Annotated in this window: 25 protein-coding genes and 1 tRNA gene; 11 read left to right on the forward strand and 15 right to left on the reverse strand. The window is 45.0% G+C overall.

The features are described 5' to 3' along the window. On the forward strand, positions 1 to 277 hold a 277-nt coding region (locus tag GWO68_RS17880), incomplete at its 5' end, for a hypothetical protein (protein ID WP_235942109.1). 457 nt (positions 278 to 734) lie between these two features. Here the strand turns inward: GWO68_RS17880 and GWO68_RS16505 are convergent. The 5 genes from GWO68_RS16505 to rpmH form a co-directional block, all read right to left on the reverse strand. After that, positions 735 to 1,244, reverse strand: coding sequence for a DUF2480 family protein (locus GWO68_RS16505; protein ID WP_162347579.1), 510 nt, complete (start codon positions 1,242 to 1,244; stop codon positions 735 to 737). An 11-nt stretch (positions 1,245 to 1,255) separates the two neighbouring features. After that, the gene (gene tsaB, locus GWO68_RS16510) at positions 1,256 to 1,948 is read right to left on the reverse strand and encodes a tRNA (adenosine(37)-N6)-threonylcarbamoyltransferase complex dimerization subunit type 1 TsaB (RefSeq protein WP_162347580.1); all 693 of its coding nucleotides are present in this window, start codon (positions 1,946 to 1,948) and stop codon (positions 1,256 to 1,258) included. Between the two features lie 136 nt (positions 1,949 to 2,084). Continuing rightward, on the reverse strand, positions 2,085 to 3,740 hold the full coding sequence (locus tag GWO68_RS16515; RefSeq protein WP_162347581.1) for a S41 family peptidase: 1,656 nt from the start codon (positions 3,738 to 3,740) through the stop codon (positions 2,085 to 2,087). A 28-nt stretch (positions 3,741 to 3,768) separates the two neighbouring features. After that, a complete protein-coding gene (locus GWO68_RS16520; protein ID WP_162347582.1) occupies positions 3,769 to 4,182 on the reverse strand; it encodes a ribonuclease P protein component in 414 nt (137 codons plus the stop codon). A gap of 41 nt (positions 4,183 to 4,223) precedes the next feature. After that, positions 4,224 to 4,385 carry a 50S ribosomal protein L34 gene (gene rpmH, locus GWO68_RS16525; protein WP_162347583.1) on the reverse strand — a complete coding sequence of 54 codons (162 nt, stop codon included), beginning with the start codon at positions 4,383 to 4,385 and terminating at the stop codon, positions 4,224 to 4,226. Positions 4,386 to 4,611: 226 nt separating this feature from the next. Between rpmH and GWO68_RS16530 the strand changes: the two genes are divergently transcribed. Beyond that, positions 4,612 to 6,339, forward strand: a complete 1,728-nt coding sequence (locus GWO68_RS16530) for a M61 family metallopeptidase (protein WP_162347584.1) — start codon at positions 4,612 to 4,614, stop codon at positions 6,337 to 6,339. Between the two features lie 72 nt (positions 6,340 to 6,411). On the opposite strand, the gene GWO68_RS16535 is transcribed toward GWO68_RS16530, so the two are convergent. The 5 genes from GWO68_RS16535 to GWO68_RS16555 all read right to left on the reverse strand — a co-directional run bounded on the left by GWO68_RS16535 (position 6,412) and on the right by GWO68_RS16555 (position 9,723). After that, positions 6,412 to 6,612, reverse strand: coding sequence for a hypothetical protein (locus GWO68_RS16535; RefSeq protein WP_162347585.1), 201 nt, complete (start codon positions 6,610 to 6,612; stop codon positions 6,412 to 6,414). Between the two features lie 143 nt (positions 6,613 to 6,755). Then, positions 6,756 to 7,679 carry a PfkB family carbohydrate kinase gene (locus GWO68_RS16540; RefSeq protein WP_162347586.1) on the reverse strand — a complete coding sequence of 308 codons (924 nt, stop codon included), beginning with the start codon at positions 7,677 to 7,679 and terminating at the stop codon, positions 6,756 to 6,758. 138 nt (positions 7,680 to 7,817) lie between these two features. Then, positions 7,818 to 7,891 (reverse strand) — tRNA-His (locus tag GWO68_RS16545). Between the two features lie 125 nt (positions 7,892 to 8,016). Then, positions 8,017 to 8,385, reverse strand: a complete 369-nt coding sequence (locus GWO68_RS16550) for a DUF6980 family protein (protein ID WP_162347587.1) — start codon at positions 8,383 to 8,385, stop codon at positions 8,017 to 8,019. Positions 8,386 to 8,388: 3 nt separating this feature from the next. Beyond that, positions 8,389 to 9,723: a dihydroorotase gene (locus GWO68_RS16555; RefSeq protein ID WP_162347588.1), complete on the reverse strand. Its 1,335-nt coding sequence runs from the start codon at positions 9,721 to 9,723 to the stop codon at positions 8,389 to 8,391. Between the two features lie 145 nt (positions 9,724 to 9,868). Here GWO68_RS16555 and GWO68_RS16560 point away from each other — a divergent pair, with 145 nt between their 5' ends. After that, a complete protein-coding gene (locus tag GWO68_RS16560) occupies positions 9,869 to 11,224 on the forward strand; it encodes a DEAD/DEAH box helicase (RefSeq protein ID WP_162347589.1) in 1,356 nt (451 codons plus the stop codon). 93 nt (positions 11,225 to 11,317) lie between these two features. On the opposite strand, the gene GWO68_RS16565 is transcribed toward GWO68_RS16560, so the two are convergent. Further along, positions 11,318 to 11,725 (reverse strand): hypothetical protein, encoded by a 408-nt coding sequence (locus GWO68_RS16565; RefSeq protein ID WP_235942110.1) that lies wholly within the window; start codon positions 11,723 to 11,725, stop codon positions 11,318 to 11,320. A 229-nt stretch (positions 11,726 to 11,954) separates the two neighbouring features. Beyond that, a complete protein-coding gene (upp, locus tag GWO68_RS16570; protein ID WP_162347590.1) occupies positions 11,955 to 12,611 on the reverse strand; it encodes a uracil phosphoribosyltransferase in 657 nt (218 codons plus the stop codon). Between the two features lie 231 nt (positions 12,612 to 12,842). Between upp and GWO68_RS16575 the strand changes: the two genes are divergently transcribed. Next, positions 12,843 to 14,534, forward strand: a complete 1,692-nt coding sequence (locus GWO68_RS16575) for a hypothetical protein (RefSeq protein ID WP_162347591.1) — start codon at positions 12,843 to 12,845, stop codon at positions 14,532 to 14,534. A gap of 57 nt (positions 14,535 to 14,591) precedes the next feature. On the opposite strand, the gene GWO68_RS16580 is transcribed toward GWO68_RS16575, so the two are convergent. Then, positions 14,592 to 15,419 (reverse strand): glycosyltransferase family 2 protein, encoded by an 828-nt coding sequence (locus GWO68_RS16580; protein WP_162347592.1) that lies wholly within the window; start codon positions 15,417 to 15,419, stop codon positions 14,592 to 14,594. Positions 15,420 to 15,549: 130 nt separating this feature from the next. Here GWO68_RS16580 and GWO68_RS16585 point away from each other — a divergent pair, with 130 nt between their 5' ends. The 7 genes from GWO68_RS16585 to GWO68_RS16615 all read left to right on the forward strand — a co-directional run bounded on the left by GWO68_RS16585 (position 15,550) and on the right by GWO68_RS16615 (position 22,664). After that, on the forward strand, positions 15,550 to 17,373 hold the full coding sequence (locus GWO68_RS16585) for an ABC transporter ATP-binding protein (protein ID WP_162347593.1): 1,824 nt from the start codon (positions 15,550 to 15,552) through the stop codon (positions 17,371 to 17,373). A gap of 130 nt (positions 17,374 to 17,503) precedes the next feature. Next, complete coding sequence (locus tag GWO68_RS16590; protein WP_162347594.1) at positions 17,504 to 17,851, forward strand: hypothetical protein; 348 nt, start codon at positions 17,504 to 17,506, stop codon at positions 17,849 to 17,851. A gap of 9 nt (positions 17,852 to 17,860) precedes the next feature. Continuing rightward, positions 17,861 to 18,433 carry a D-sedoheptulose 7-phosphate isomerase gene (gene lpcA / locus GWO68_RS16595; protein WP_162347595.1) on the forward strand — a complete coding sequence of 191 codons (573 nt, stop codon included), beginning with the start codon at positions 17,861 to 17,863 and terminating at the stop codon, positions 18,431 to 18,433. An 87-nt stretch (positions 18,434 to 18,520) separates the two neighbouring features. Continuing rightward, the gene (locus GWO68_RS16600; protein ID WP_162347596.1) at positions 18,521 to 19,186 is read left to right on the forward strand and encodes a hypothetical protein; all 666 of its coding nucleotides are present in this window, start codon (positions 18,521 to 18,523) and stop codon (positions 19,184 to 19,186) included. A gap of 180 nt (positions 19,187 to 19,366) precedes the next feature. Next, positions 19,367 to 20,905, forward strand: coding sequence for a YifB family Mg chelatase-like AAA ATPase (locus tag GWO68_RS16605; RefSeq protein WP_162347597.1), 1,539 nt, complete (start codon positions 19,367 to 19,369; stop codon positions 20,903 to 20,905). A gap of 233 nt (positions 20,906 to 21,138) precedes the next feature. Next, positions 21,139 to 21,693, forward strand: coding sequence for a porin family protein (locus tag GWO68_RS16610; protein ID WP_162347598.1), 555 nt, complete (start codon positions 21,139 to 21,141; stop codon positions 21,691 to 21,693). A gap of 311 nt (positions 21,694 to 22,004) precedes the next feature. Then, positions 22,005 to 22,664: a porin family protein gene (locus tag GWO68_RS16615; RefSeq protein WP_235942111.1), complete on the forward strand. Its 660-nt coding sequence runs from the start codon at positions 22,005 to 22,007 to the stop codon at positions 22,662 to 22,664. Between the two features lie 102 nt (positions 22,665 to 22,766). Here the strand turns inward: GWO68_RS16615 and GWO68_RS16620 are convergent, their stop codons facing one another. Next, positions 22,767 to 24,128: a dipeptidase gene (locus tag GWO68_RS16620; RefSeq protein ID WP_162347599.1), complete on the reverse strand. Its 1,362-nt coding sequence runs from the start codon at positions 24,126 to 24,128 to the stop codon at positions 22,767 to 22,769. 89 nt (positions 24,129 to 24,217) lie between these two features. Continuing rightward, positions 24,218 to 24,862, reverse strand: coding sequence for a glycerol-3-phosphate 1-O-acyltransferase PlsY (gene plsY, locus GWO68_RS16625; RefSeq protein ID WP_162347600.1), 645 nt, complete (start codon positions 24,860 to 24,862; stop codon positions 24,218 to 24,220). Positions 24,863 to 24,941 lie beyond the last annotated feature (79 nt).

A 24,941-nucleotide genomic window follows, 5' to 3' on the forward strand; every position in this document is an offset into this window, starting at 1 on the left:
CAGGGCGATCACCTGTTGTGATCGTGGTTGTTACTCTCTTAGTTTATTCGCCCCTTTCAACCTGTTGTCCGATTGGGAGTGCAAAGGTAAGAAGCTTTTTTCATTCTGCAAGTGGCCAGTGAAAAATATTTTCTTTTTTTTAGCCCCCTTTTTTCAGTTGTTAGCCCGGAAGGACGCCGCTAAAAGGCTTGCGTTTCAGCTTCTTTTCCCGCCCTGCCGGCTGCCGCGTTGGGAGTGCAAAGATACACCTTTTGTTTTTGCTTTTGCAAGCGGGTAAGAAAATAATTTTTGGAATGTTTTGCAGTGGAAACAAGCCTTCAAACCAGCTTGATGAAGCGCAGACAGGTTTCCCGCTCTCCTCTTCTCTCCCTTTTTCTTTCCTCCCTTCCTGCTGAACGGGTTGCAAAAGTAGGCATTTGTTCTGAAGTTGCAATAGCTACGCCCAAAGTTTTTACCGGGTAGTGGCTAAGTACCTGAAGCACTGAAAGAAAAGTTTTAACCTATTTTTGAAGCTTTGCTAAAACACCCTTTTCCTTGGCTTGCGCTCCAGCTTTTTTTAGTCTTCTTCCCGGCTACCCGGCTGCCCCGGGCGTGATGTGGTAACAGTTCTTAAAAGAGTAGAAGTTCCTTATCGCATGTACTTTTTTGCTCAAAGTTTATAGTCTATATGAAAAAGCAAAAGCTCCGCTTTCTTAGGCAGAGCTTTTGATCTATATTATATAGTATAGACTTAACTATACCTTGGGCTTTTTATATAATGGAACTGTGCTGCAGGGTTCGCCATACATTAAGCTACTAACTACAGGCAATAGCTTACGCGTGATCTCTACATAAGCATAAGTGGGTACAGGTATACTTCCGCATCCTTTAATTACCACTTTGCTATCGTGGTACTCTTCAGGATCTATTTTAGCAATTGCTTCCTGAAGTAATGCCTGGTCTAATGCTTCCAGATCTCCGAATACATAATAGTTTGCATGGTTCTGAAGTTTGGTAGCTAAAAGCATGTAAGCCCAGGTCGGAACTATAGCATCGGCGGAACAAATGATGGCAACGTTCTTTCCATCATACACCGACCAATCATTCTCTTTTATAAAGGCTCTGAAATCTTTCTCACGAAGTATCAGCCCATGAAAGAGATTCTCCTTGATATCATATACTACACGCTCGCCGGGGTGCAGCAGTTCTTCCAGGTTTATAGTTACGAGCGCACTTTGCGCTACTTTATTTATCAGTTCTGACATATCTGTTTTATTTATGCCTTTGGTTTACTACTTGTAATATAAACATCTTTCAGGTAGAAGGGTTCATAGTAAGCCACATCTTCGAAAACGTGCTCTTTATATTTTTGCAATGCCAGTTCTCCCATTGGTTTTGCAGATAATACCACGTCATCTATAAACAGCGCATTTGCATTACCTTCATGAAACTGCTTTAGCTTACCTGCTCCGCTTCCGAAAAAGATAATTGGTTTTGACTGTAGCTCTGCCGCAAAAGTATCGGCATCCAACACTATAGGTTCTATTGGCAGCACTTCATTCAGCTGATAATCGAGCAGGCAAGTATAAACTTCCATGCGGCGGGCATCCAGCATCGGGCAAAACAGGTAACGTTCCGGGTTTGGTGTAGTTTTGATAACCTGCAACGCTAGGGCATGTAATGTTGATACCGAGATTAACGGCTTATCTAATGCATAGCAAATCCCTTTAGCTGTTGCACTGCCTATACGCAAACCTGTATAAGAACCCGGTCCACCTGAAACAGCAATCGCATCGAGTTGTTCTAAGGTAGCACCACAATTTTCTACCAGCTGGTTTATCATCACGGTAATATGCGACGAGTGAGATTTCTCGATCTGCAATTCTGATGCACCGAGCAACTGTTCGTCGCGATGCAGGGCAACGGAGCAAACTGTTGATGAAGTCTCAAGGGAAAGTAATAAAGGCATTGTGTATCTATACTTGTATGTTGCAAAAGTACGGCGCAGTAACGATGCATCCAACTTATACTATTGAAGCTATACTTTACAAAAACACAAAGGAGATACTTTGCAGCATCTCCCCTGTTTATCTTAGCTTATACTTCTACTTGGTTTTTACTTTCAGGTAAGAAGCATATTTCTGCGGATCGTTCAGCACGCTTTTCGCCATAATGATATCCGGGTCATCATCAAAGGTAGATTCGATGTAGCCTTTCTGTAAATAATAACGTGAAGCGATCTCTGCTTCGAGCATTTCCTGGATCTCAGGGCGGAAGCGCTGCAGGTCGTTGGCTTTGTTATGCGATACTTTTTTACGGATAGCATCCAGCTCGCTCTTTATATCATCGTAGTGCTTGCCTTCTTTTGATTTGTCAGTCAGTTCTACCAGTTCCTGCTCTACGTTTGTAGTATAAGACACATCCTTATTAGCTAAGAAAGCAACAAACTTCTGGTAATCGGCATCCGACAATTTAAAGTCTTTGGCTGAAGCTATAGTTGGGTGTTCGGCTTTATACTTGTTAGCAAACTCGAAAAGGTAGCCTTTGGTAGCTATCGTTCTCGTAATTTCAGAATATTCTGTTTGCGGCACTTCCACATCCGGGCTGATACCGCCCCCATCGTAAACTACACGGCCGCCAGTTGTTTTAAACGCTACGCGTAGCGAATCCGGGATTGAAGCTACGCTGCCATCTTCGTTGCGGTGCGAATAATCTATCGCCTGGATGCAACGACCACTTGGCGTGTAATATTTAGCTGTTGTTACTTTTAGCTGGGAGTTATAAGATAACGGACGAGTAGCCTGCACCAGGCCTTTACCGAAAGTTCGCTCACCAACCAGAACGGCTCTGTCATAGTCCTGCATTACGCCGGCTACAATTTCGGCAGCCGATGCGCTGCGCGAACTGGTAAGCACCACCAACGGCACGGATCTATCAAGCGGCTCGTCTAAGGCTTTATAGGTTTTGTTCCACTCTTTTACTTTACCCTTGGTACTAACGATGTCTTTGCCTTTGTCCACGAATATATTCGAGATGTTTACCGCTTCGTGCAGCAAACCGCCCGGGTTATCGCGCAGGTCAAAAACGATTTTCTTGGCACCCATCTCTTTCAGTTTCTGAACCGCCTGTTTTACTTCACGAGAAGCATCCATCGTAAAACCGGAAAGCTGGAAGTAGCCGATCTCGTTATCTAGCATACCTATATAGGGCACGTTCTCTACTGTTATGTTGGCGCGGGTAAGCTCTACCGTACGGGATTTAGTTTGTCCGTAGCTTTTGATTTCCAGTTTTATTGGCGTGTTGGCCTGGCCTTTCAGTAGTTTGCTTACTTCAGAAGATGGCTTGCCTGTCACATTAACCCCGTCAATTTTCAGGATCTGGTCGCCTATAGTTAAGCCGGCTTTATGCGCTGGCGAACCTTCGTAAGGCATTTGGATAACTACTTTGCCATCGTGCACGCCTATACCTGCCCCGATTCCACCATACTGACCGGTGGTCATCGTACGAAAATCTTCGATATCGTCTTCCGGGATATAATTAGTATAAGGGTCCAAGGACTTAAGCATGGCATCTATACCGGTGCGCATCATTTGTGCGGGCGGTACTTCATCCACGTAATAGGTATTTACTTCTTTAAAAAGGGTAGCGAATACGTCAAGATTTTTGGCGATCTCGAAGTAACGATCAGAGTCAGATTTAAAAGATACCAGGCCCAGGCCTAAACCAGCCACTACAATGCCGGCGATATATTTTTTATACATAATTTTCGGGTTAGAGAACAAGAAAAGCCTACGTACTGAGACAACGTTCTAAACCGGAAATTAGTTTTTTCTGAATAGATTGAAAGGATTTTTTTTCTTTACCGATATACAATATACCTAGCAAAGAAGGTGCTTTAGCCGGATCGGCAAGCAGAAGATGTTTGTTAAGGCGGTAAGCCTCACGTATTTGCCGCTTAAGGCGATTGCGATCTACGGCGCGTTTAAAGTGGCGCTTAGATACAGAAATAACTACCTGCGTGGGTGCAGGTGTTGTGCCAGGCTCAATGTAATAAACAAAGCGAAGCGGATACAAATTAAAAGAAGAACCCTTGGAGAACAGCAGCGTGATTAAGCGCTTACTGCACAAGCGTTCTTCTTTCGAAAATGTATAACTAGTAGGCTGCGTGTTTTGCTGGTCGTTAGCTGCTGCTGCTGAATCCATTAGCGGCTACGCAATAGCAAAGCTGTATTCCTTTTCAGGAATTAAGCTGCCTTATGTCTTTTCTCGTCAGAAACAGTTAGTCTCTTTCTGCCTTTGGCTCTTCTGCTAGCCAAAACTCTTCTACCGTTAGCGGTCTCCATTCTTGAGCGGAAGCCGTGCTTATTTCTTCTTTTTCTCTGAGAAGGCTGGAATGTTCTTTTCATCGTATGCCAATGGTTTTATTATGGCCTGCAAAATTAGAGAACCTTTTTAAATAATCAAACCCCACTGCTACTTTTTTACCAAAAACATGTTGGTTGTTGATTGTTTAAACTATTTATTTTTTCTGAACTACAACAATAGCTTCCATTCAACTATAGTTTATCCCAACTGGTTTGCTTTAAATCTGGTAAACCAACAATTTAGCAATCAACAATCAGCAATCAAGCTATGATCTCTTACCACCTAAGCTACACTTCTCCACTTTCGCATTACCTGGATATCAGCATAACTATAAACGGCAATTCACAGCAGGAGCTAAACTTGCAATTACCCACCTGGCGACCTGGCCGCTATGAATTACAAAACTTTGCCCAGAAACTTAGACAAGTTACCGCCTCAGCGCATGGGGCAAGTATAGCTATTGAGAAAGTAACTAAAGACCGCTGGGTAGTACAGGCATACGGAGCCGAAACCGTAACTATAAACTATAGTTTTTATGCAAGGCAGATGGATGCAGGTGGCTCGTGGCTTGATGAACAGATGCTTTACGTAAACCCGATAAATTGCCTTATGGCCGTGGAAGGTCGCGAGCATGAACCCTGCGAAGTAACTATAGCCATACCCGAAAACTGGCAGATTGCCTGCGGCTTAAAAGAAACGAGCAAACATACCTTATTAACAAAGAAATACGATGAACTGGTTGACAGCCCTTTTATAGCCAGTGACTCGTTGCAACACGCCAGCTATAGTTTAGCCGGCACTACTTTTCACATCTGGATACAAGGCGAATGCAAAACTGACTGGCCGAAAATTATACATGACTTTGAAGCTTTTACAAAAACACAGATAGAGATGTTTGGCAATTTTCCGGTGCCAGAGTACCATTACCTGAACCTTATACTTCCGTACCGCACTTACCATGGCGTGGAACACAGCCACTCTACGGTTATCACACTTGGACCTGGAGAGTTACTGATGTCGCCGGCTTTGTATAAGGAGTTCCTGGGCGTGAGTTCGCATGAGCTTTTCCACACGTGGAACGTGAAGAAGATCCGGCCAAAAGAGATGCTACCTTACAACCTTGCGCAGGAGAATTACTTTAAAACAGGCTATGTTGCGGAAGGAATTACGACTTACTATGGCGATTACATGCTGGCCCGCTCGGGAGTATTTACTACACAACAATACTTTGATGAACTGAATACTACCCTGCAACGCTACTATGCAGACTATAGCCGTTACCAGATGTCGGTAGCTGATTCGTCTTTTGACCTCTGGCTGGATGGTTACAAACCCGGCATCCCCGACCGTAAAGTATCGATCTACATAAAAGGAGCACTTAGCGCTTTGCTACTTGATTTAGAACTGCGAAAAGCTACCAACAACCAGGCAACTTCGGACACGGTAATTCGCGAACTATGGCAGCGTTTCGGCAAGCAAACTATAGGTTATACGGAGCAGGACTATGCAGCTTTAGTTGATGAGATTGCCGGCCACAGTTTTAAATCTTACTTCGACAACTATATAAATGGCACTACACCTATAGAACATGCTTTAAATGAAGCCCTGCACTATGTTGGCTGCACTTTGAAGCGACACGAGAATACCTTGCTGTATGAGAGCCGCTTTGGTTTTAAGATGTCGCAGGAGCAAACTATAAAAGTAACAGCTATTGCACCGGAGTCGCCAGCTTTTGATGTTTTGAGCGTAGATGATGAATTAGTAGCATTGAACGGCCGCAAATTGGAGCAGAACTTACAGCATTTATTACAGCTACTTTCTCCTTCTGAAACTATAACACTTACACTTTTCCGGGAGAAGCAACTACGGCAGGTTATACTTACACCAACTGCACACGCCTACTATCCAAAGTATACAATTGAGAAACGCCCTGACGCGACAAATGCAGAAAAGGAGAATTTTAAGCACTGGCTGAACCAGGACTTTGAGGCATAAAAAAACGCGGGTAAAAGGTATAAAACCTTCTGCCCGCGCCACTATTCATAGTCTTATTCTGTTTAGATCACCTTACTTTTTATCGTAAGGTGTGTTGTTGCCACCTTTTGCCAGGTTCCTGTTCGGATTCTGTACTTTGGTGTCAGATTTATTAAGCGCATTGCGTGGTGGGTTGTCATCAACATTACCCATCAGCTTCTTCGGATCCTGTTGGTTCGGATTATTTTTCTTTAACTCTTCCTGCGAGTTTTTATTCTTATTTTGAATGCTCATAGCTTGTTCTCATAAATGGTTCAGACTATAGTTTTACCCCGGCAAGCTCCGATTAGTTACAAAACAGTTGTTATAGTTTAGTGTAAAGCATCAAAAAAGGGAGACCGAAGCCTCCCTTTTTTTATAGTTTATAGTTTGTGCAATTACTGCAGCACCGTATCAAAAGCAACCAGGTTCACGAACTGCTGTACGCGGTTTTCTATCTCTTCTTTGCTCAGGTTTTTCAGGCGCTCTGTACCGAATTTCTCAACGCAGAACGATGCCATCGCTGAACCATAAATAATCGCGCGTTTCATGTTCTCGAAGCTGATATCATCTGTGCTGGCAATGTAACCGATAAAGCCACCTGCAAACGTATCGCCGGCTCCGGTTGGGTCAAATACTTCCTCTAATGGTAATGCTGGCGCGAAGAATACTTTGTCTTCGTTAAACAACAGTGCGCCGTGCTCCCCTTTTTTGATAATCAGGAATTTAGGACCCATTGCCATGATCTTTTTAGCAGCTTTAACCAGCGAGTACTCACCGCTCAGCTGGCGCGCTTCTTCATCGTTAATAGAAAGCACATCTACCAGCTTCAGTGTTTCCATCAGCTCGTTCAGGGCAATGTCCATCCAGAAGTTCATGGTGTCCATCACAATCAGCTTCGGCTTTTGCGTCAGGCGCTCGATTACCGTTTTCTGCACCTGTGGAGCCAGGTTGCCCAGCATCAGGTATTCGCAGCCCTGGTAGCTATCCGGAATAATCGGATCGAAATCGCCCAGCACGTTCAGCTCTGTAACCAGCGTTTCGCGGCTGTTCATGTCGTTGAAGTAGCGGCCAGACCAGAAGAAAGATTTCTCGTTCTCTTTTACCTGTACACCTTCGGTGCTGATGTTACGCTCATGCATTAGCGCAATGTGGTCCTGATCAAAATCGCCACCTACCACAGACACTACATTTACCGGCTTCACGAAGTATGAAGACGAAAGAGAGATATAAGTAGCCGCGCCACCTACAATCTTATCAGTTTTACCGAAAGGTGTCTCCAGCGCATCAAACGCCATCGAACCTACTACTACTAAGCTCATATTTTTAATTGTTGATTGTTAAATTGTTTAATTGTTGAATGGTTTTGTGAGTTCGTACTTGAAGTCAACAATTTAACCATAAAGCAATTTAACCATTAAAATGAAAAAAGCCCCTGAAGGTTAGCTTCAAGGGCTTTGGGTGACCGATGGGATTCGAACCCACGACTTCCAGAATCACAATCTGGTGCTCTAACCAACTGAACTACGATCACCGTGTCTCGTTTGAGAGTGCAAATATACGCAGCAAATCACATAACGCAATACTATACGCGCATTTTTGGTTAAAAATTTTACTTGCGGGTGTTAAGTATAAAGTAAGTGCTTCAAATAAAGATATTTACTTACTCAGCTTGGTACCACACCACGGGCAATAGTTAATTACCACCATCGTAGCACCACCGTTATGTACCGGTATGCCATAAAAGCCTTCATCCCATTTGTTGATGATCACTTCCGGGTCGTCGTACTTTATCTCGCCATCTTCGTCCAGGCTCTCGAAAACTTTATCTGCCATCATCATGCAGCAGTAGCTTTCGTAGTCGAAGCCTTTTGCTTTCAGCTTTTCGGCAGTGGCCCAACTATAGCAGGCTTCGTCTTCGTGTATGGCTTCTTCATAAGCTTCGTACTCTTCCGACTCCAGCACTTCCTCAGGCAACTCTTTGCCGAAAAACTTATAGTGCAGCTCTTTAAACTTTTCTAACTCCATACCTTACCTGTCAAACAACAGCCTCTCCCCTTTCTTGCTTTCATCAAATGCGCCATTGCTATAAGCCAGATGTCCGGAAACTATAGTTGAAACTATAGTTGAGCTAAAAGTATGGCCCTCGAAAGGCGACCAGCCACATTTATAGTAGGTATTTTCTTTGGTAACGGTGTAAGGCTTGTTTAGATCAACCAGCACCAGGTCGGCCCAGTAACCTTCCCTAATGTAACCACGCTCACGCACATTAAAAAGTATTGCCGGCGCATGCGCCATTTTCTCCACTACCTTCTCCAATGTCAGTTTGCCCTGCTTTACAAACTCCAGCATCATCTGTAAAGAATGTTGAATTAAAGGCACACCCGATGGCGCCTGTTTATACTTGCCCTGTTTTTCTTCCCACAGGTGCGGCGCATGGTCAGTAGCAATTACATCTAGCTTATCTTCCAGCAAGCCTTTCAACAAGCCTTCTTTGTGGCGATGCTCTTTTACAGCCGGGTTACATTTTATCTGGGTGCCAAGCGTATCGTAATCTTCCTTATCAAACCAAAGGTGATGTACGCAAACTTCAGCAGTAATACGTTTCTGCTCCAAGGGAATATCATTTCTGAAAAGCTTCAGTTCTTCTTCGGTAGAGATGTGCAGGATGTGCAGGCGTGTATTGTGTTTCTCGGCCAGTTTTACGGCCAGGTAAGACGACTTAAAGCAGGCTGCTTCGTTACGGATCTCGGGGTGACATTTTACCGGAATATCATCGCCATACTTCTCTTCGTAAATAGCCATATTGTCGCGGATGGTTTGCTCATCTTCGCAATGCACGGCAATTGGCAGTTTGGCTTTCGAGAAGATCTGCTCAAGCGTTTCGGCATTATCTACAAGCATGTTCCCCGTGGAAGAACCCATAAATATCTTGATGCCGCAAACCGTATTCGGGTTGGTTAGCAGCACCTCGGCCAGGTTATCGTTGGTGGCACCCATGTAAAAAGAGTAGTTGGCCAGCGATGTTTGTGCTGCAATTTTATACTTGTCTTCCAGTAACTCTTGGGTTGTGGCATTAGGCACCGTGTTCGGCATCTCCATAAAAGAAGTGGTTCCGCCAGCCACAGCCGCCCTCGCTTCCGAGCCTATAGTTGCTTTGTGCGTCAGCCCCGGCTCCCGGAAGTGTACCTGGTCGTCTATCACGCCGGGCAGCAAATGCAAACCGGTTACGTCTATAGTTTCATCAGCTTCTATAGTTAGACTTTGCCCTATCTGCGCAATGCGACCGTCTTTTACCAGCACATCGGCAGTGGTTATAGTTCCTTCGTTTACGAGTTGGGCGTTCTTTATCAGGATTGATTTCATCTATAGTTTTATTCGTGAAACGGCTATATTATCGGCTAATATACGGATGAAATCAGGTTTTACCGCTCCTCCTACCCTTGCATTACCCGCTAACCATAAAATTACCGTACTTTTGTAAACAGATAAGAGTATAAACTATAGTACTATGGCAGAAGAAGCAGAGAAAGAAGTAACCACGTTCGAGGAATTTAAACTGAACAGGCAGTTGCTGAATGCCATTGAAGAAGCTGGCTACGAAAAGCCGACTCCCATACAATTAAAGGCAATACCGGTTATAATGGGAGGCCACGATGTAATGGGCATTGCCCAGACCGGAACCGGTAAAACGGCTGCGTTTTTATTGCCTATCCTGATGAAGGTTAAGTACGCGCAGGGCATGAACCCGCGTGCTATTATCCTGGCTCCTACCCGCGAACTGGCGATGCAGATCGAGGAAAACATCACTCTTCTGGGCAAGTATACCGACCTACGCCACACGGTAATCTATGGCGGACTTGGCCCGAAAACGCAGATCGAAACTATAAATAAAGGACTCGATATACTGGTTGCCACACCCAAGCGCCTGATGGAATTATACCTGAAAGGCGAACTGATACTGAAGGAAGTAAAAACGCTGGTGCTGGATGAAGCCGACAAGATGATGGATATGGGTTTTATGCCGCAGATCCGTCAGCTATTGGAAGTGATACCGCGCAAACGTCAGAACCTGTTGTTCTCCGCTACGATGCACCCAAAAGTAGTAGAGTTGTCAGAAGAGTTCCTGGAGTTCCCGACGCGTATAGAAGTAACGCCGCAGGCCACACCTGTTGAGACCGTAAGCCAGACTTTGTACCAGGTACCAAACCTGCGCACTAAAATTGCCATGCTTGAGCACATCATCCAGGATAGAGAAACGTTTAACCGCGTGATCATCTTTACCCGGAGCAAGAAAAATGCGGAGGACGTCGCTAAATTCCTGGAGCGGAAAGAATATGGTGAGGTTCGCGCTATACATGGCAACAAAGGCCAGAATACCCGCATCAACTCTATGGAAGCCTTTAAAGGTGGCGATGTGCGTTTTTTAGTGGCAACTGATGTGGCTTCGCGCGGGATAGATGTAACCATGGTGAGCCATGTGATTAATTTTGATGTGCCGTTTGTGTATGAAGACTATGTGCACCGCATTGGCCGTACCGGTCGCGCTGAAAATGTAGGGGCTGCTATAACGTTTGCTAACCCGGCTGAAATGTACCATATCCGAAAGATCGAGAACCTGATACGAATGCAAATACCAGAGCAGCCGATGCCACCGGAAGTTAAGATCCATGACATAACCTTTGAAGAGCAGCAGGCCATCGCCCGCGACATAGACCATCAGAAACGAAGCGAGAACCCCGACTTTAAAGGTGCCTTCCATGAGAAAAAGAGCAGGCATAAATCTAATTTCGAGAAAGGCAAAAAGAAGGGCGACCCGAAAAAGTCTGGCTGGCAGAAGACCAAAAAGAAGGGAAGCAAAAGATAACAAACTATAGCCTTGCAACTATAGTTCTCAAAAATAACAAGGGCTCCGGAGGTAAACTTCGGAGCCCTTATTTTATAGTTTAAAATATAGTTTCTAGAAAAACCGGGAAGCGAAATCCCCGAATTCAAACACCATCAGGTTCAGCAGCGCACTCCAAATAACAGAGCTCCAAAGCATATGAATAAAAATTTGCTTGCGGGGGGCACCAAACAGTGCTGCTACTACAGTGCCAACTATAGGCGTTAAAAGGATCGGGGTTAGAAAAGCTACACCTACCACACCAAACTTGTTCCAGATGGTAACTATACGGCGGTTCTTTTTACTGAACATTGGCTTATTTTTAGCACGCTGCCGTTTAGCCCACCATTTAGATAAAGCCCTGCCTATAATAGAGAAGATAATTACAGTGGTCATCATGCCTGCAATAGTCAGTAACACGGTTTCGAAATAAGTGAGGCCAACAGCTACACCAGTTAACGGGCCGGCAAAAAATTTCACCATACTTATTAAGTACACCGACAAATATTTCAGGATCTCTATCAACACGCTGCTATCTTCTTAAATTGTACTCTTGTTTAAGCTAATTACTTTTCTTAAAATATACGCTATATATTAAAAATATATGTAGCACTTTTCGAATAATATAACTGTACTTTAAATTAACTATAATCGTAATAAGCAACTGAGTAACAGACCATTCCAGTCTATAGTTCAGCTGGCTTATCTATTCTTATATCTTCGGCCCAAACGCCAGGTCGCCGGCATCGCCTAAACCAGGCACTATGTAAGATTTTTCGTTCAGGTGGTCGTCCAGGGCGCCAAGCCATATAGTTGCTTCTGGTATTTCCTGCTGCACATACTTTACTCCTTCCGGCGAGGCAATTACTGCTGCCACATGTACCTGAATTGGTTTACCGTGCTTTAACATTCCTTTATAAGCTTTCACCAACGATTTGCCGGTGGCCAGCATCGGGTCAGCCAGTATCAATATTTTATCGTGCAGGTCTGTAGATGCCAGGTATTCCATATTGATCTGCAGCTCTGTGTTCTCCTCTTCCACGCGGTAAGCACCCACAAACGTACTATAGGCCTTGTCAAAATAATTCAGCATGCCATTATATAGCGGCAAACCAGCCCGAAGTATAGTTGCCAGCACCGGCTGTGCCGTAAGCAACTGGGTTTGGGTTTGGGCCAGCGGCGTGGTTATACCGGCTGTAGTATATGGCAATGTCTTCGATATCTCGTATGCCAGCAGTTCGCCCAACCTTTCCAGGTTTCTGCGGAAACGCAGGCTGTCGTGTTGTATAGTTACATCTCGCAGTTCGGCTACAAAATGGTTGGCCAGCGAAGGCGTTGCTGTAAGGATATGCAGGTTTCTGTGGTGCATGCTTTCCAAAATTTTACCCGCTAAAGATACAGAAGTGCCGCCGCCTCACAATCGCTCCAACCATAAATTTATAGTTTATGCTTTCAGCCCTGCCCATCTACATTGTTAACTATAAACGACGGCGCAGGCCAATCCTGTATATTTTCTATCATAACAGAACAAAATCATACAAAAGCAGTAAATTCGGCTTTCAAGATATTGCATCTTTACACGTACCTCTACCGATAAAACATGAAACACATCGCATGTTTGCTATTGATGCTGCTTGGCTTAGCCAGTAGCACAACCCTGCAAGCCCAGGACACCTACGTACCTTACGACCCGGATATTTACAGACTGATAGACCGCTACCAGATTTTGTATGGAAATGAGCCGAACGGTAATCAGCAACAAGGTTTGCACCCTGCCGTGCGCCCTTATGGTAGAAAAGATGTAGCAGAGCTGGCCGAGATCAGCGCTAGAAATACCCAGACCACTGTAGATAAGTTTAATACTGATTACCTGCTGAACGACAACTGGAATTACACCACCCAGGAAAACAACACCAGCGCACGTCCTATATTTAACAGGTTTTACGAGAACCAGACCGACCTTTACCACTACGAGGGCCGAGATTTTACATTACGTGTAAGCCCTGTATTGCACCTGGAGCTTGGCAAAGATAACCAGTCGGATGGCATACGATACACCAACACACGGGGCGTACAGGTAGAAGGCGTAATTGATGACAGGTTAAGTTTTTACACATTTATAGCGGAGACGCAGGTTAAGTTTCCGGAGTATGTGAACAGGCGCATCGTACAGGAAAATGTAGTGCCACACGAGGGATGGTGGAAGCGTTTTAAAGGCGATGGCTACGATTTTTTGAATGCCCGTGGCTACCTGAACTATAACCTGACCAAACATGTGGAGATACAGCTGGGCCACGACCGCCATTTTATTGGCAACGGCTACCGCTCGCTTATTTACTCCGATTATGCACCGCCGTCTTTCTTCCTTAAACTGAATACCCAGGTCTGGCGCATCCACTATATGAACCTGTTCCAGGAACTTACTGCCAAGTACAGACGCCTGTCGCAGGATGTGTTGTTTGATAAAAAGTACATGGCTTTTCATCGCCTGGTCGTGCAGGTAACTGACAACTTTGATTTGGGCATTTCGGAAACAGTAATTTTTGGAAGAAGAAAAGGTCGTTTTGAATTGCAGTACCTCAACCCGATTATTTTTTATAGAAGTATAGAACAGGCTATTGGTAGCGAAGACAACGTAACTTTGGCAGCTGATTTTAGGTGGAATATCTGGAACCGCGTGCAACTATATGGACAATTGATGCTGGATGAGTTTTTGTTGAACGAAGTAAAAGCAGGCAATGGCTGGTGGGCTAACAAACAGGCCGGACAGATCGGAGCGAAATACATTAATGCTCTTGGCGTAAATAACCTGGACTTGCAGGGCGAGCTAAACATCATCAGGCCATATACCTATCAGCATCTCGACAACTATAGAAACCTGCAGCACTTTAACCAACCGCTGGCGCACCCAACCGGAGCAAACCTGTACGAACTGATCGGGGTTGTGCGCTACCAGCCCTTGCCAAGGTTAAACCTTACGGGCAAAGCTATCTATACCAAGTTTGGGCAAGACGAATATTCGGCGACGGATACTATAAACTGGGGTGGCAACGTAAACCTGCCTTACACTTTACGCCCAACCGACTACGGCCACAAAATAGCGCAAGGCAATACTACTAACCAACTACACTTAGACCTGACTGCCAGTTTCCAGCTACGCCACAATGTATTTGTTGATCTGAAGCAGATAATCCGAAGAACGGACGCAGAAATTAACAGTATGGATCTGAATACCACCTTATCATCCGTAGCTTTCCGCTGGAATATTCCGCAGCGACTTCACGAGTTTTAAGATCAACTATAGAAACAAAAACGGCTATACTTGTTTTAGCAGGTATAGCCGTTTTGCTTATCGAGGGAGGTCTTTCTGTAAGATTTCCCGTTCCTTATCTGTCCATTTATCCTTAAGAGGAATTATATTAGCTGCATCTGCAAAAACCGGTTCCTTTTTTATATTCGACCCTAAGGTTATCCGGATGAAGTGATGATTGAAAACGCCCAGCGCTACATGGACCGGCTTTATATCTCCATAATCTATACTTCGCTTTTTGCTCCGGAAGTATAAATCCCAGTCGGCAGCTTGTATGCGCTCATCCCAAAAACCTACTTTATCCAAAGCGCTGCGCTTCATTATTACGGAGTTACCTAAAAAGCCCTCAATCACATCGGTGCCATAATTTGCGTAGCGCTTTTCATTAAACTTCTCCCAGTTGCCATACATCAGTTTTACCATTAGCCTGAACGTGAAATCGTTTTTGGCAACGTATCCTACAAAGTTTTTAATGGCTTTCCAGCGGCGGTGCAGTTTGCGAGTTGCTTTTGGTGTTTCGGCTCGCTCTATGCCAGCGGGCGTGGCGATCTCCAGGCCGTGTGCATCCATTGCCTCCAATAGCTTTTTATCCCAGTGCGGGGCAACTATAATATCGTTGTTCAGAAAAGCGAACACATCATACTTGGCAGCTCTGATGCCCTGGTTCTGGCAATAAGGGTACGAAAAATTCTGGCTGTTTTCGATTACGGTGGCACCTATACTTTTATAATACTCGCGGCTGCCATCAGTAGAGTTGTTGTCAACTATAATCAGCTCGTAAGTATGGTAAGTATACTTTTGCAGGTGCTCCACAAAAATCTTGTTAATGGCTAACTGGTTATGCACCGCCACGATGATACTTATCATAAATGCCTGGTTATAGTTAATCTGGAGTGCAAAAGTAGTAAAACCGGCTGATATACATGGGCTGAAAGTATAAACCGTGGGCTAAACGCTAATTAATTAGTAACTTGCGGCCGTTTTTTATTAATCCCTGATGAAGATTTTTTTCAGATTACTTGCATTTGCAAAACCATATAGCCGTTACGTACCATCGTATGCAATTTTGGCGTTGCTTGCAGTTGTTTTCGGCCTTTTAAATTTCACGCTGCTTATTCCGCTGCTAAATGTGCTGTTCGATACCGCTCCGGCCAAGCAGCCCGTAGAGCCAACATTTGCCCTTAATATAGATTACTTTAAACAGCTTTTTGATTACTGGTTCTATAGTATCCGCTTTGAATATGGCGCAAAAGGAGCCCTGCAGTTTGTTTGCGGCATTATACTGGTATCGGTTTTCCTGGCTAACCTGTTTAAGTATCTGTCGCAGCGTGTGATGACGGATATGCGAACTGCCGTAGTGCGCAATGTGCGCCATGCGCTGTTCGAGAAAATGACCCAGTTGGATATCGATTTCTTTAACAAGCGCCGCAAAGGAGACCTGCTTTCCAGCCTTTCCAGCGACGTGATAGAGATCGAATCATCTATAGTTAGCTCGGTGCAGGTGGTGTTCCGGGAGCCGCTGATGCTGGTAGGTTATGTAGTGTTGCTGTTTATGATGTCGGTGGAGCTGACTTTGTTTACGATGCTGGTACTGCCTGTTTCCGGTTTTGTGATTGCCACTATCTCTAAAAAACTGCGCCGCGATGCCAAGCGTGGACAGGCCTTGCTGGGCAATATCCTGAGCGCGATGGAAGAAACTATTTCCGGTAACCGCATCGTGAAAGGTTTTAACGCCGAAGCTTACGTGCAGGAAAAGTTTGACAAGGAGAATAATATGTACCGCAAGGTATTAAAGTCAGTATTCAACAAAAAAGAGCTGGCCTCTCCGGTTTCAGAATTTTTGGGTGTAACGGTAGTTGCAGGCATCCTTTTATACGGTGGCCAGCTGGTGCTCGAAAACCGCTCTGACCTGAGTGCATCCGAGTTCCTGACTTACATTATACTTTATTCCCAGATACTGGTGCCTGCCAAAAATATCTCCAATGCTTTTACAAGTATACAGCGTGGTATTGCGTCGGGCGAGCGTGTGTTGGGCATCATCGATCATCCGATAGAAATAAAAGAAAAACAGAATGCGATACCTGTACCGGAGTTTAACGAAAGCGTGGAGTACCGAAATGTAGAGTTCAACTATGGCGATGACAAAGTGCTGGATGGGGTGTCGTTCTCGCTGGATAAAGGAAAGATCATTGCACTGGTTGGTCCGTCGGGTTCGGGTAAATCAACTATAGTTGACCTGTTGCCACGCTTTTATGACGTAGTTGGTGGGCAGATATTGATTGACGGAAAAGATATCCGGGATGTGAAGTTGCAAGACCTGCGCAGCCATATGGGTATTGTAACCCAGGAGTCTATCCTCTTTAACGATACCATCTTCAACAACATTGCCTTTAACAAAACCGACGCCACCGAAGAAGAAGTAATTGCAGCAGCCAAAGTAGCTAATGCGCACGAGTTTATCATGGAAACGCCAAACGGTTACCAGACCATGATCGGCGACAGGGGCAGCAGGTTATCGGGTGGGCAGCGCCAGCGACTTAACATAGCACGGGCTATACTTAAAAACCCGGCAATACTTATTCTGGATGAAGCTACATCGGCATTGGATACAGAATCGGAGAAATTGGTACAGGAGGCATTAACCAACCTAATGCGCAACCGCACTTCTATCGTTATCGCACACCGATTAAGTACCATTCAGCATGCTGATGAAATATTGGTATTACAGAAAGGCAAAGTAGTAGAGCGCGGCACGCACGACCAACTATTACTAACCAGCGGCTTATATGCTAAATTAACCCAGATGCAATTGGTGCAATAACGGAATAATAGTATAATCAGGCATATAACATTGCCTTTTTGCATGAATCGTGCAACAGGTATTTTAAAATAACAATATCTTTTTTTAGATTTAGTGAGACTTGTTGTTATACCTAAAACCACCCTAAAGCATGAGAATACTTAATACCCTTTTTAATATAGTTGCGGTGGCATTCGCCCTGACTTTGGCCTTAGTGCTGACAGCTATAGTTACGGAGAGTGCAATATTTACGAGTATAAGAACCGAAGCACAAATTTTAGTATTATACAAAGCTTTGGCCGGCGTTGGTGCTGGCATGCTGGTATTAAAAGTAGTGCTTAGTAGTTTATATGCCGCCAACCTGCGCTACGAAAACCATATCGCCCAACTGAAGTTAAACGACCTGAAAGTTGAGTTGTATGAGCGTCGCCAGGAATTCAGAAGCAATAACTTCAGAACACCTTTAACCGAAGAGCGCCTGGAGGCCGCTGCGGTTTAACAACATACCATGACAACAACAATTCTGGCAGAACTGGAGCAGGCCCAGCAAACGCTTGCAAACTTTATTGCTGATAAAAACAACATTGCAACTATAGAACAGGCAGCTATAGTTATGGCCGATGCTATAAAAGCAGGTGGCAAAATTATTTCGTGCGGGAACGGTGGGTCTATGTGCGACGCCATGCACTTTGCCGAAGAACTGACAGGACGTTACCGCGACAACCGCAAAGCCTTACCCGCTATTTCTATATCTGATGCCAGCCACATGAGCTGCGTGGGCAACGACTATGGGTACGATTTTGTGTTTTCGCGCTATGTAGAGGCACTGGGTAATAGCAATGATGTGTTGCTCGGGATTAGCACCAGTGGCAATTCCGGCAATGTGATTAAAGCGGCCGAAGCAGCCAAAGCCAAAGGCATGAAAGTAGTTGGCCTTACCGGCAAAGATGGTGGTAAACTGGCGCCGCTCTGCGATGTAGAGATCCGGGTGCCGCACATGGGCTACGCCGATCGCGTGCAGGAAATCCACATCAAAGTAATACACATACTTATATTGCTGCTCGAAAAGCAGCTGACGTAAGCAGTAAAGTTTTAACTACTAACCAAAGGTACGTATAAGGATAAAAGCAGCTAAGCTATAGTTGCGTTTATCCTTATTTTTTTAACCATGCGGCAGCTGTTCTTATTCTTACTTCTACTTCCGATACTGGCCTGTTCCGATAACAGCACTAAAACGCCGGAAAACGATAAGCCCGCCCCAGTCACTACCACATCTCCAGATACAACAAACACTCCAACAACTAAAACTATAGTTGAGAAACCTAACATTGATCCCAGTTTCCTGATAGTGCCGGGACAACGCATAGGGCAAATAAGTTTGGGCCAGACAGCTGAAAAAATAAACAATACCTTGGGCAAAGCCGACAGTGGAGATGCCGCGATGGGCAAGGCCTTGTCGTTTTGGTATGGCAAAGGCAGGCATAAACAAAACTATGTGGCCGTATACTTCTCCCGGAATTTTGACGGAGGCCCGGAAGATTTACTTGCCCGACAGATCCGTGTAAACTCATCAAGCTTTAAAACACCCGAAAGCATAGCTCCCGGAAGTCGCATTGCCAGCATCAGACAAAATTATACTTTAAAGCCTATCGCCTACTATAGCAACCCAATGCAGCAACAAATTTATATTTACGACGACACAGCTAAAGGAATTGCCTTTGAAATAGCTACCTCTGACAGTAGTTGCGTTGCTATTACTATTCATCAAAAAGGTGAGAACGTTACCAACTCGTACCTTCCTGTTCACCCTGACATGGTTCGCTTAAAGGAGTAGCGCAACTTTAGATGATAACTGCCAGGCTTCTTCCATTTTAAACTTTAAACTATAACCAATCCTTATAAAAGCTTAGCAACTGATTATCTTTACCTGATCAGAGTTAAAACCGGAATTTATTTCTGAAGCCCGGTGTTCCGGCTCAAATAATTCTCAACTTATACTTCCTAAAAAGAAAGTATGCTCATCAAAACATTTGGCAGTGCCGTGCAGGGCGTAAATGCCTATACTATAACTGTAGAAGTAAGCGTTAGCGCCGGTACAAAATATTTTCTGGTTGGTTTACCCGATAATGCCGTGAAAGAAGGCGAGCAGCGCATCGAAGCAGCGCTTAAGCATTACCACTATAAAATGCCCCGCCAGAAAGTGGTCATCAACATGGCCCCTGCCGATATCCGTAAAGAAGGCTCGTCCTATGACCTAACTATAGCGATGGGTATACTGGCAGCCTCTGGCCAAATTGCTCCTGACAAGGTTTCGCAGTACATGATAATGGGTGAGTTGTCGTTGGATGGAGAGTTACGGCCGATTAAAGGTGTTTTACCCATTGCCATACAAGCCCGCAAAGAAGGTTTTAAAGGAATTATACTTCCGGCCCAGAACGCCAACGAAGCAGCTATAGTTAACAACCTCGATGTAATACCAGTCAGGACGATACAGGAGGCGATAGATTTTCTGGATAACCGGCTGGAGATTGAACCGATGGTGGTAAATACCCGCGAAATGTTCCAGAACCAGGCAGACCAGTATGCAGCCGACTTTGCCGATGTGCAGGGCCAGGAAAATATAAAACGCGCCCTGGAGATTGCAGCCGCAGGTGGCCATAACCTAATCATGATCGGGCCTCCGGGTGCCGGTAAAACTATGCTGGCAAAACGCCTGCCGTCTATCCTGCCGCCGCTATCCATGCACGAAGCCCTGGAGACAACCAAGATCCATTCAGTAGCAGGCAAACTGGGCGAGGCTTCGTCTTTATTAACAACCCGCCCCTACCGCTCGCCGCACCATACTATTTCTGATGTAGCACTTGTTGGTGGCGGTGGCGTACCGCAGCCCGGCGAAATTTCTTTATCGCATAACGGGGTATTGTTCCTGGATGAGTTGCCAGAATTTAAGCGAACGGTGCTGGAAGTAATGCGTCAGCCGCTGGAAGAACGACGTGTAACTATATCCAGGGCAAAAACAACGATAGATTTCCCGGCTAACTTTATGCTGGTGGCCAGCATGAACCCATGCCCATGCGGCTTCTATAACCACCCGGAGAAGGACTGTGTTTGCGGACCGGGCATAGTGCAACGCTATTTAAATAAAGTAAGCGGACCTTTGCTGGACCGCATTGACCTGCATGTTGAGGTTACGCCGGTTACGTTTGATGAAATGACTGCCACCCGGAAATCAGAAGACAGCACTACCGTGCGCGAGCGTGTGGTAAAAGCCAGGGCCGTACAGCAGGACCGCTTTAAAGATTATCCGCAGATACACTCTAACGCCATGATGCCCTCGCAAATGGTAAAAGATATTTGTAAGATAAATGATGCCGGCAGAACATTACTTAAAACCGCCATGGAACGTCTGGGGCTTTCGGCAAGAGCCTACGACCGCATCCTTAAAGTAAGCCGAACGATAGCTGACCTGGCCGACTCACCGGAAATAAAAATTGAGCATTTGGCCGAAGCCATTCAGTACCGTAGTTTAGACCGCGAAGGCTGGGCAGCTTAAACTTTAAAAGCAGATCCTCAACCTATTTATTATAAACAAGTTATACAGCGCAATATCTTACTAAGGTATTGCGCTGTTTTGTTGCTATAGGCCAGCAATACTTCTGCCCAAATTGCTACCCTCCTGCCTAAAATCAAATCTAATTTCCTATACCTTTCTACAAACCCTGCGTAATAGGCTAACGTCGGGCACAATTGCCTGATGTAGTAATACCCTAATGTAGAATAACCACTATGAAAAAATTACTCTTATTAGTTTTTGCTTTTGCGACAACAATGGCAGCACAGGCCCAGGTCGGGTTTGGTTTGCGGGTTGGCGCTAACTATTCAGATTTCAGGGGAGATAACGCCCCGGAAAATACTGACAGAATTTTTGGTGCACACGCAGGCTTAACGGCCAACATTCCGGTTTCAGCTGATAATTTTTTCTCGGTGCAGCCGGAAGCACTCTTCTCGATGAAAGGAGCTAAAGGTACAGATGATCTGCGCCTGTATTATGTAGATATCCCGGTATTGGCACGCGTTAACACCGGCCTGCTTTATTTCGAAGCCGGACCGCAGCTATCTGTAAATGTTGGCGATAACGTAGACAATGATGCCATCATTCAGCCAGACTATAGAAGAACAGGTTTAGGCTATGTAGCCGGACTTGGAATTGGTACACCACTTGGCGTAAGTGTAGGAGTGCGTTACAACAGCGACATCTCTAAACTATTTGACGAGGGGGATGCAGAAGTTTATAATGACGTATTTATGCTTACGCTTGGCTATGCCTTCGGTAGCAGATAAGAATTGCCTTAGTACAACTTAAAACTATGGAAAGAGCCCGGCACCCGCCGGGCTTTTTGCTTTTTGCAGCAGCAGTAAAAAAACATACTATATAAAAGCAATCTATATAGGGTAAAACTATATTCTGGCACTGTTGTTGTAAATGGGTTCTCAGATTGCAATCTAAATAACTGGCTACGGCAAAAATCTTTCAGGTTAAGCTTCAGGCAGTTGAGTTTTAAATAAGTTAAAATCGAAAAATCAGAAAGCTAAAATATCATAAGTGCCGTATATGGCTCGTTAGCAGTACAATTAACTAAAACAGAAAGACCATGAAAAAACTATTTATTATAGGCGCGATGCTGCTTGCAGGCGCTACAGCTACCCAGGCACAATCAGGTTTAGGTATCAGAGGTGGTGCAAATTTGTCCAATTTATCCGGAGACCTTCGTAACGAGGATAACTTCGAGAACAAGTGGGGCTTCCATGGAGGTATCACCTACAACATTGGTATAGTTGATAACTTCTTCTCGATACAGCCGGAGCTGCTTTACTCTCAGAAAGGCTTTAAAAATGCTGATACGGAGTTTGAAGTTGGAGGTGTAAACTATAAGCGCACCGGTAAAGTAAACTATAACTACCTGGACCTGCCTGTAATGGCGAAGATCAAAGCTGGACCGTTATATTTTGAGGCTGGTCCGCAGGCATCGTACCTGTTAAGTGTAAACAACGAAACCAAAACTTACCTAGACGGCAACTTACAATCCAGCTCGCGTGATGAAAAAGATAAAGAAGGCTTAAAAGAGTTTGAGTTTGGTTATGGCGCCGGAGTTGGTTTTGCGTTAGGCAACACAGTTAACTTAGGTGTTCGTTACAATGGCAGCTTAAGCGACTTCGTAGAGAAGGACGTAAATTTTGATGGCGATGTAACAAATGCGCGTCACTCTACGATCATGTTTACACTGGGCTTAACTATCCCAACTGCCCGTTAATTCCGAAACTATAGTTGCTTATCTTTAAGCAGCTTAAATAAAAAAAACCCCGGTGCTACTTTAGTGCCGGGGTTTTTTTATTCATTTCAGATCAATCTATAGTTACTTGCTCATCTCGGCATAGTATTTATAAAACAGCGGAATGGTTTCGATGCCCTTCATGTAGTTAAATACACCAAAATTCTCGTTCGGCGAATGTATCGCATCGCTATCCAGGCCAAAACCCATCAACACAGAGTCCAGACCAAGCTCTGATTTAAACATGGCAACTATAGGAATAGAACCGCCGCTGCGCACAGGTATAGGTTTTACGCCAAAAGTTTCTTCGTATGCTTTAGATGCTGCCTGGTAAGCTACCGAATCAGTTGGCGTAACAACCGGTTCGCCACCGTGGTGCGGCTTAACCAATACTTTTACACTGGCCGGAGCTATACTTTCAAAATGCTTTGTAAACTTCTCTGTTATCTCAGCTGATGTCTGGTTTGGCACTAAACGCATCGAGATCTTAGCAAATGCCTTAGATGGAATTACTGTTTTGGCGCCTTCGCCGGTATAGCCACCCCAAATGCCATTTACGTCCAGTGTCGGTCGGATAGAAGTGCGTTCCATAGTAGTATAGCCTTCTTCGCCGTGTATATCGCTAAGGTCAAGTGCCTTTTTATACTTGTCCAGACTAAATGGGGCGCGGGCCATCTCGGCACGTTCTTCCTGGCTCAGTTCAGTCACGTTATCGTAAAAGCCCGGTATCGTTATGTGGTTGTTTTCGTCGTGCAGCGATGCGATCATCTGGCAAAGTATATTGATCGGGTTTGCCACAGCGCCACCATATAAGCCGGAGTGCAGGTCGCGGTTAGGGCCGGTAACTTCCACCTCCATGTAGCTCATGCCACGCAGGCCCGTTGTAATAGATGGCGTATCGTTTGCCAGCATTCCGGTATCTGATATCAGGATCACATCAGCAGCCAGCTTGTCTTTGTTGTTTTTCACAAACGTGCCCAGGTTTTCAGAGCCAACTTCCTCCTCACCTTCAATCATAAACTTCACGTTACATGGCAGCGCATTGTTTTGCATCATCACCTCAAACGCCTTTACGTGCATGTACATCTGGCCTTTGTCGTCGCAGGCACCGCGCGCGTAAATTTTACCGTCTTTTATTACCGGCTCAAATGGCGGCGAGTTCCATAGTTCGTATGGGTCGGCAGGCTGCACATCGTAGTGGCCATAAACCAACACCGTTGGCAAACTCGGGTCAATGATCTTTTCGCCGTACACAATCGGGTAACCGGCTGTTTCGCATAGTTCTACTTTATCGGCGCCGGCTTCCTGCAAACGGGCTTTTACAAACTCGGCCGTGCGTATCACATCCTGCTTAAACTTAGGGTCAGCGCTAACCGACGGAATACGGAGCATATCGAGCAGCTCGTTTAAAAAGCGGTCTTTGTTCTCGGAGATATAGTTATTCATCAGCTTTAATTTTGTTTAGGTTAAAGTTAATAAAAAATGCCACTCCTACTGTACAGAGTGGCATTTTAAGATCATCAGCTATAGTTGCTTTACTTTTTACGGCTCAGGTTAATATTGGCTTTGCTTTCTTCGCCGGCGAGCAGTCGGTTTATGTTCTTACGGTGCGTAATTACAACCAATGCAAACAGTATAAACCCGAAAACGATAAGGATCGGATTATCCGGATGAAAGCGTGGCAACAGCAGAAGTATAGGGAAAGCCAGCGCCGCGATCATAGACCCCAGCGACACATAACGCGACGTAAACAGCACAATCACAAATATTACCATACACAGCAGCGCCACATCGGTTTGTATGGCCAGCATCATACCCAGCAAGGTGGCAACGCCTTTACCGCCTTTAAACTTTTCGTAAACCGGGAAGATGTGCCCCACTACTGCCAGCATACCCATTATCAACTGGAAAATGATCAGTTTTTCGGCAGGTATGGCTCCAAACACTACCAGTAAACCAGCCAGCGACGTAGCAGCCCAGCCTTTAAAAATATCGATGAGCATAACTATAGTTCCCGGCTTTTTGCCCAGCACCCGGAAGGTATTAGTTGCCCCGGAGTTACCACTGCCATGTTGCCTGATATCGATACCGTAGTACCATTTACCCAGCCAAACTGCCGTACAGATAGAGCCGATAAGGTATGCCGCTATGAAAAGTATAGCTATTAATAAAATATCCATTAATGTCTGGTTCTTGTTTTAAGTAAGCCTGATGTATCCACTTTGCCCTGTTTAGCAGCTGTGGAGGCCTTTAGAAGCT

It is taken from the genome of Pontibacter fetidus (assembly GCF_010119545.1).
GTDB classification, from domain to species: Bacteria; Bacteroidota; Bacteroidia; order Cytophagales; family Hymenobacteraceae; genus Pontibacter; species Pontibacter fetidus.

Bases quoted from the DNA above. Each gene is read 5' to 3' on its own strand.
- GWO68_RS16505 (WP_162347579.1), bottom strand. From the start codon at position 1,244: ATGTCAGAACTGATAAATAAAGTAGCGCAAAGTGCGCTCGTAACTATA.
- tsaB (WP_162347580.1), bottom strand. From the start codon at position 1,948: ATGCCTTTATTACTTTCCCTTGAGACTTCATCAACAGTTTGCTCCGTT.
- GWO68_RS16515 (WP_162347581.1), bottom strand. From the start codon at position 3,740: ATGTATAAAAAATATATCGCCGGCATTGTAGTGGCTGGTTTAGGCCTG.
- GWO68_RS16520 (WP_162347582.1), bottom strand. From the start codon at position 4,182: ATGGATTCAGCAGCAGCAGCTAACGACCAGCAAAACACGCAGCCTACT.
- rpmH (WP_162347583.1), bottom strand. From the start codon at position 4,385: ATGAAAAGAACATTCCAGCCTTCTCAGAGAAAAAGAAGAAATAAGCAC.
- GWO68_RS16530 (WP_162347584.1), top strand. From the start codon at position 4,612: ATGATCTCTTACCACCTAAGCTACACTTCTCCACTTTCGCATTACCTG.
- GWO68_RS16535 (WP_162347585.1), bottom strand. From the start codon at position 6,612: ATGAGCATTCAAAATAAGAATAAAAACTCGCAGGAAGAGTTAAAGAAA.
- GWO68_RS16540 (WP_162347586.1), bottom strand. From the start codon at position 7,679: ATGAGCTTAGTAGTAGTAGGTTCGATGGCGTTTGATGCGCTGGAGACA.
- GWO68_RS16550 (WP_162347587.1), bottom strand. From the start codon at position 8,385: ATGGAGTTAGAAAAGTTTAAAGAGCTGCACTATAAGTTTTTCGGCAAA.
- GWO68_RS16555 (WP_162347588.1), bottom strand. From the start codon at position 9,723: ATGAAATCAATCCTGATAAAGAACGCCCAACTCGTAAACGAAGGAACT.
- GWO68_RS16560 (WP_162347589.1), top strand. From the start codon at position 9,869: ATGGCAGAAGAAGCAGAGAAAGAAGTAACCACGTTCGAGGAATTTAAA.
- GWO68_RS16565 (WP_235942110.1), bottom strand. From the start codon at position 11,725: ATGGTGAAATTTTTTGCCGGCCCGTTAACTGGTGTAGCTGTTGGCCTC.
- upp (WP_162347590.1), bottom strand. From the start codon at position 12,611: ATGCACCACAGAAACCTGCATATCCTTACAGCAACGCCTTCGCTGGCC.
- GWO68_RS16575 (WP_162347591.1), top strand. From the start codon at position 12,843: ATGAAACACATCGCATGTTTGCTATTGATGCTGCTTGGCTTAGCCAGT.
- GWO68_RS16580 (WP_162347592.1), bottom strand. From the start codon at position 15,419: ATGATAAGTATCATCGTGGCGGTGCATAACCAGTTAGCCATTAACAAG.
- GWO68_RS16585 (WP_162347593.1), top strand. From the start codon at position 15,550: ATGAAGATTTTTTTCAGATTACTTGCATTTGCAAAACCATATAGCCGT.
- GWO68_RS16590 (WP_162347594.1), top strand. From the start codon at position 17,504: ATGAGAATACTTAATACCCTTTTTAATATAGTTGCGGTGGCATTCGCC.
- lpcA (WP_162347595.1), top strand. From the start codon at position 17,861: ATGACAACAACAATTCTGGCAGAACTGGAGCAGGCCCAGCAAACGCTT.
- GWO68_RS16600 (WP_162347596.1), top strand. From the start codon at position 18,521: ATGCGGCAGCTGTTCTTATTCTTACTTCTACTTCCGATACTGGCCTGT.
- GWO68_RS16605 (WP_162347597.1), top strand. From the start codon at position 19,367: ATGCTCATCAAAACATTTGGCAGTGCCGTGCAGGGCGTAAATGCCTAT.
- GWO68_RS16610 (WP_162347598.1), top strand. From the start codon at position 21,139: ATGAAAAAATTACTCTTATTAGTTTTTGCTTTTGCGACAACAATGGCA.
- GWO68_RS16615 (WP_235942111.1), top strand. From the start codon at position 22,005: ATGAAAAAACTATTTATTATAGGCGCGATGCTGCTTGCAGGCGCTACA.
- GWO68_RS16620 (WP_162347599.1), bottom strand. From the start codon at position 24,128: ATGAATAACTATATCTCCGAGAACAAAGACCGCTTTTTAAACGAGCTG.
- plsY (WP_162347600.1), bottom strand. From the start codon at position 24,862: ATGGATATTTTATTAATAGCTATACTTTTCATAGCGGCATACCTTATC.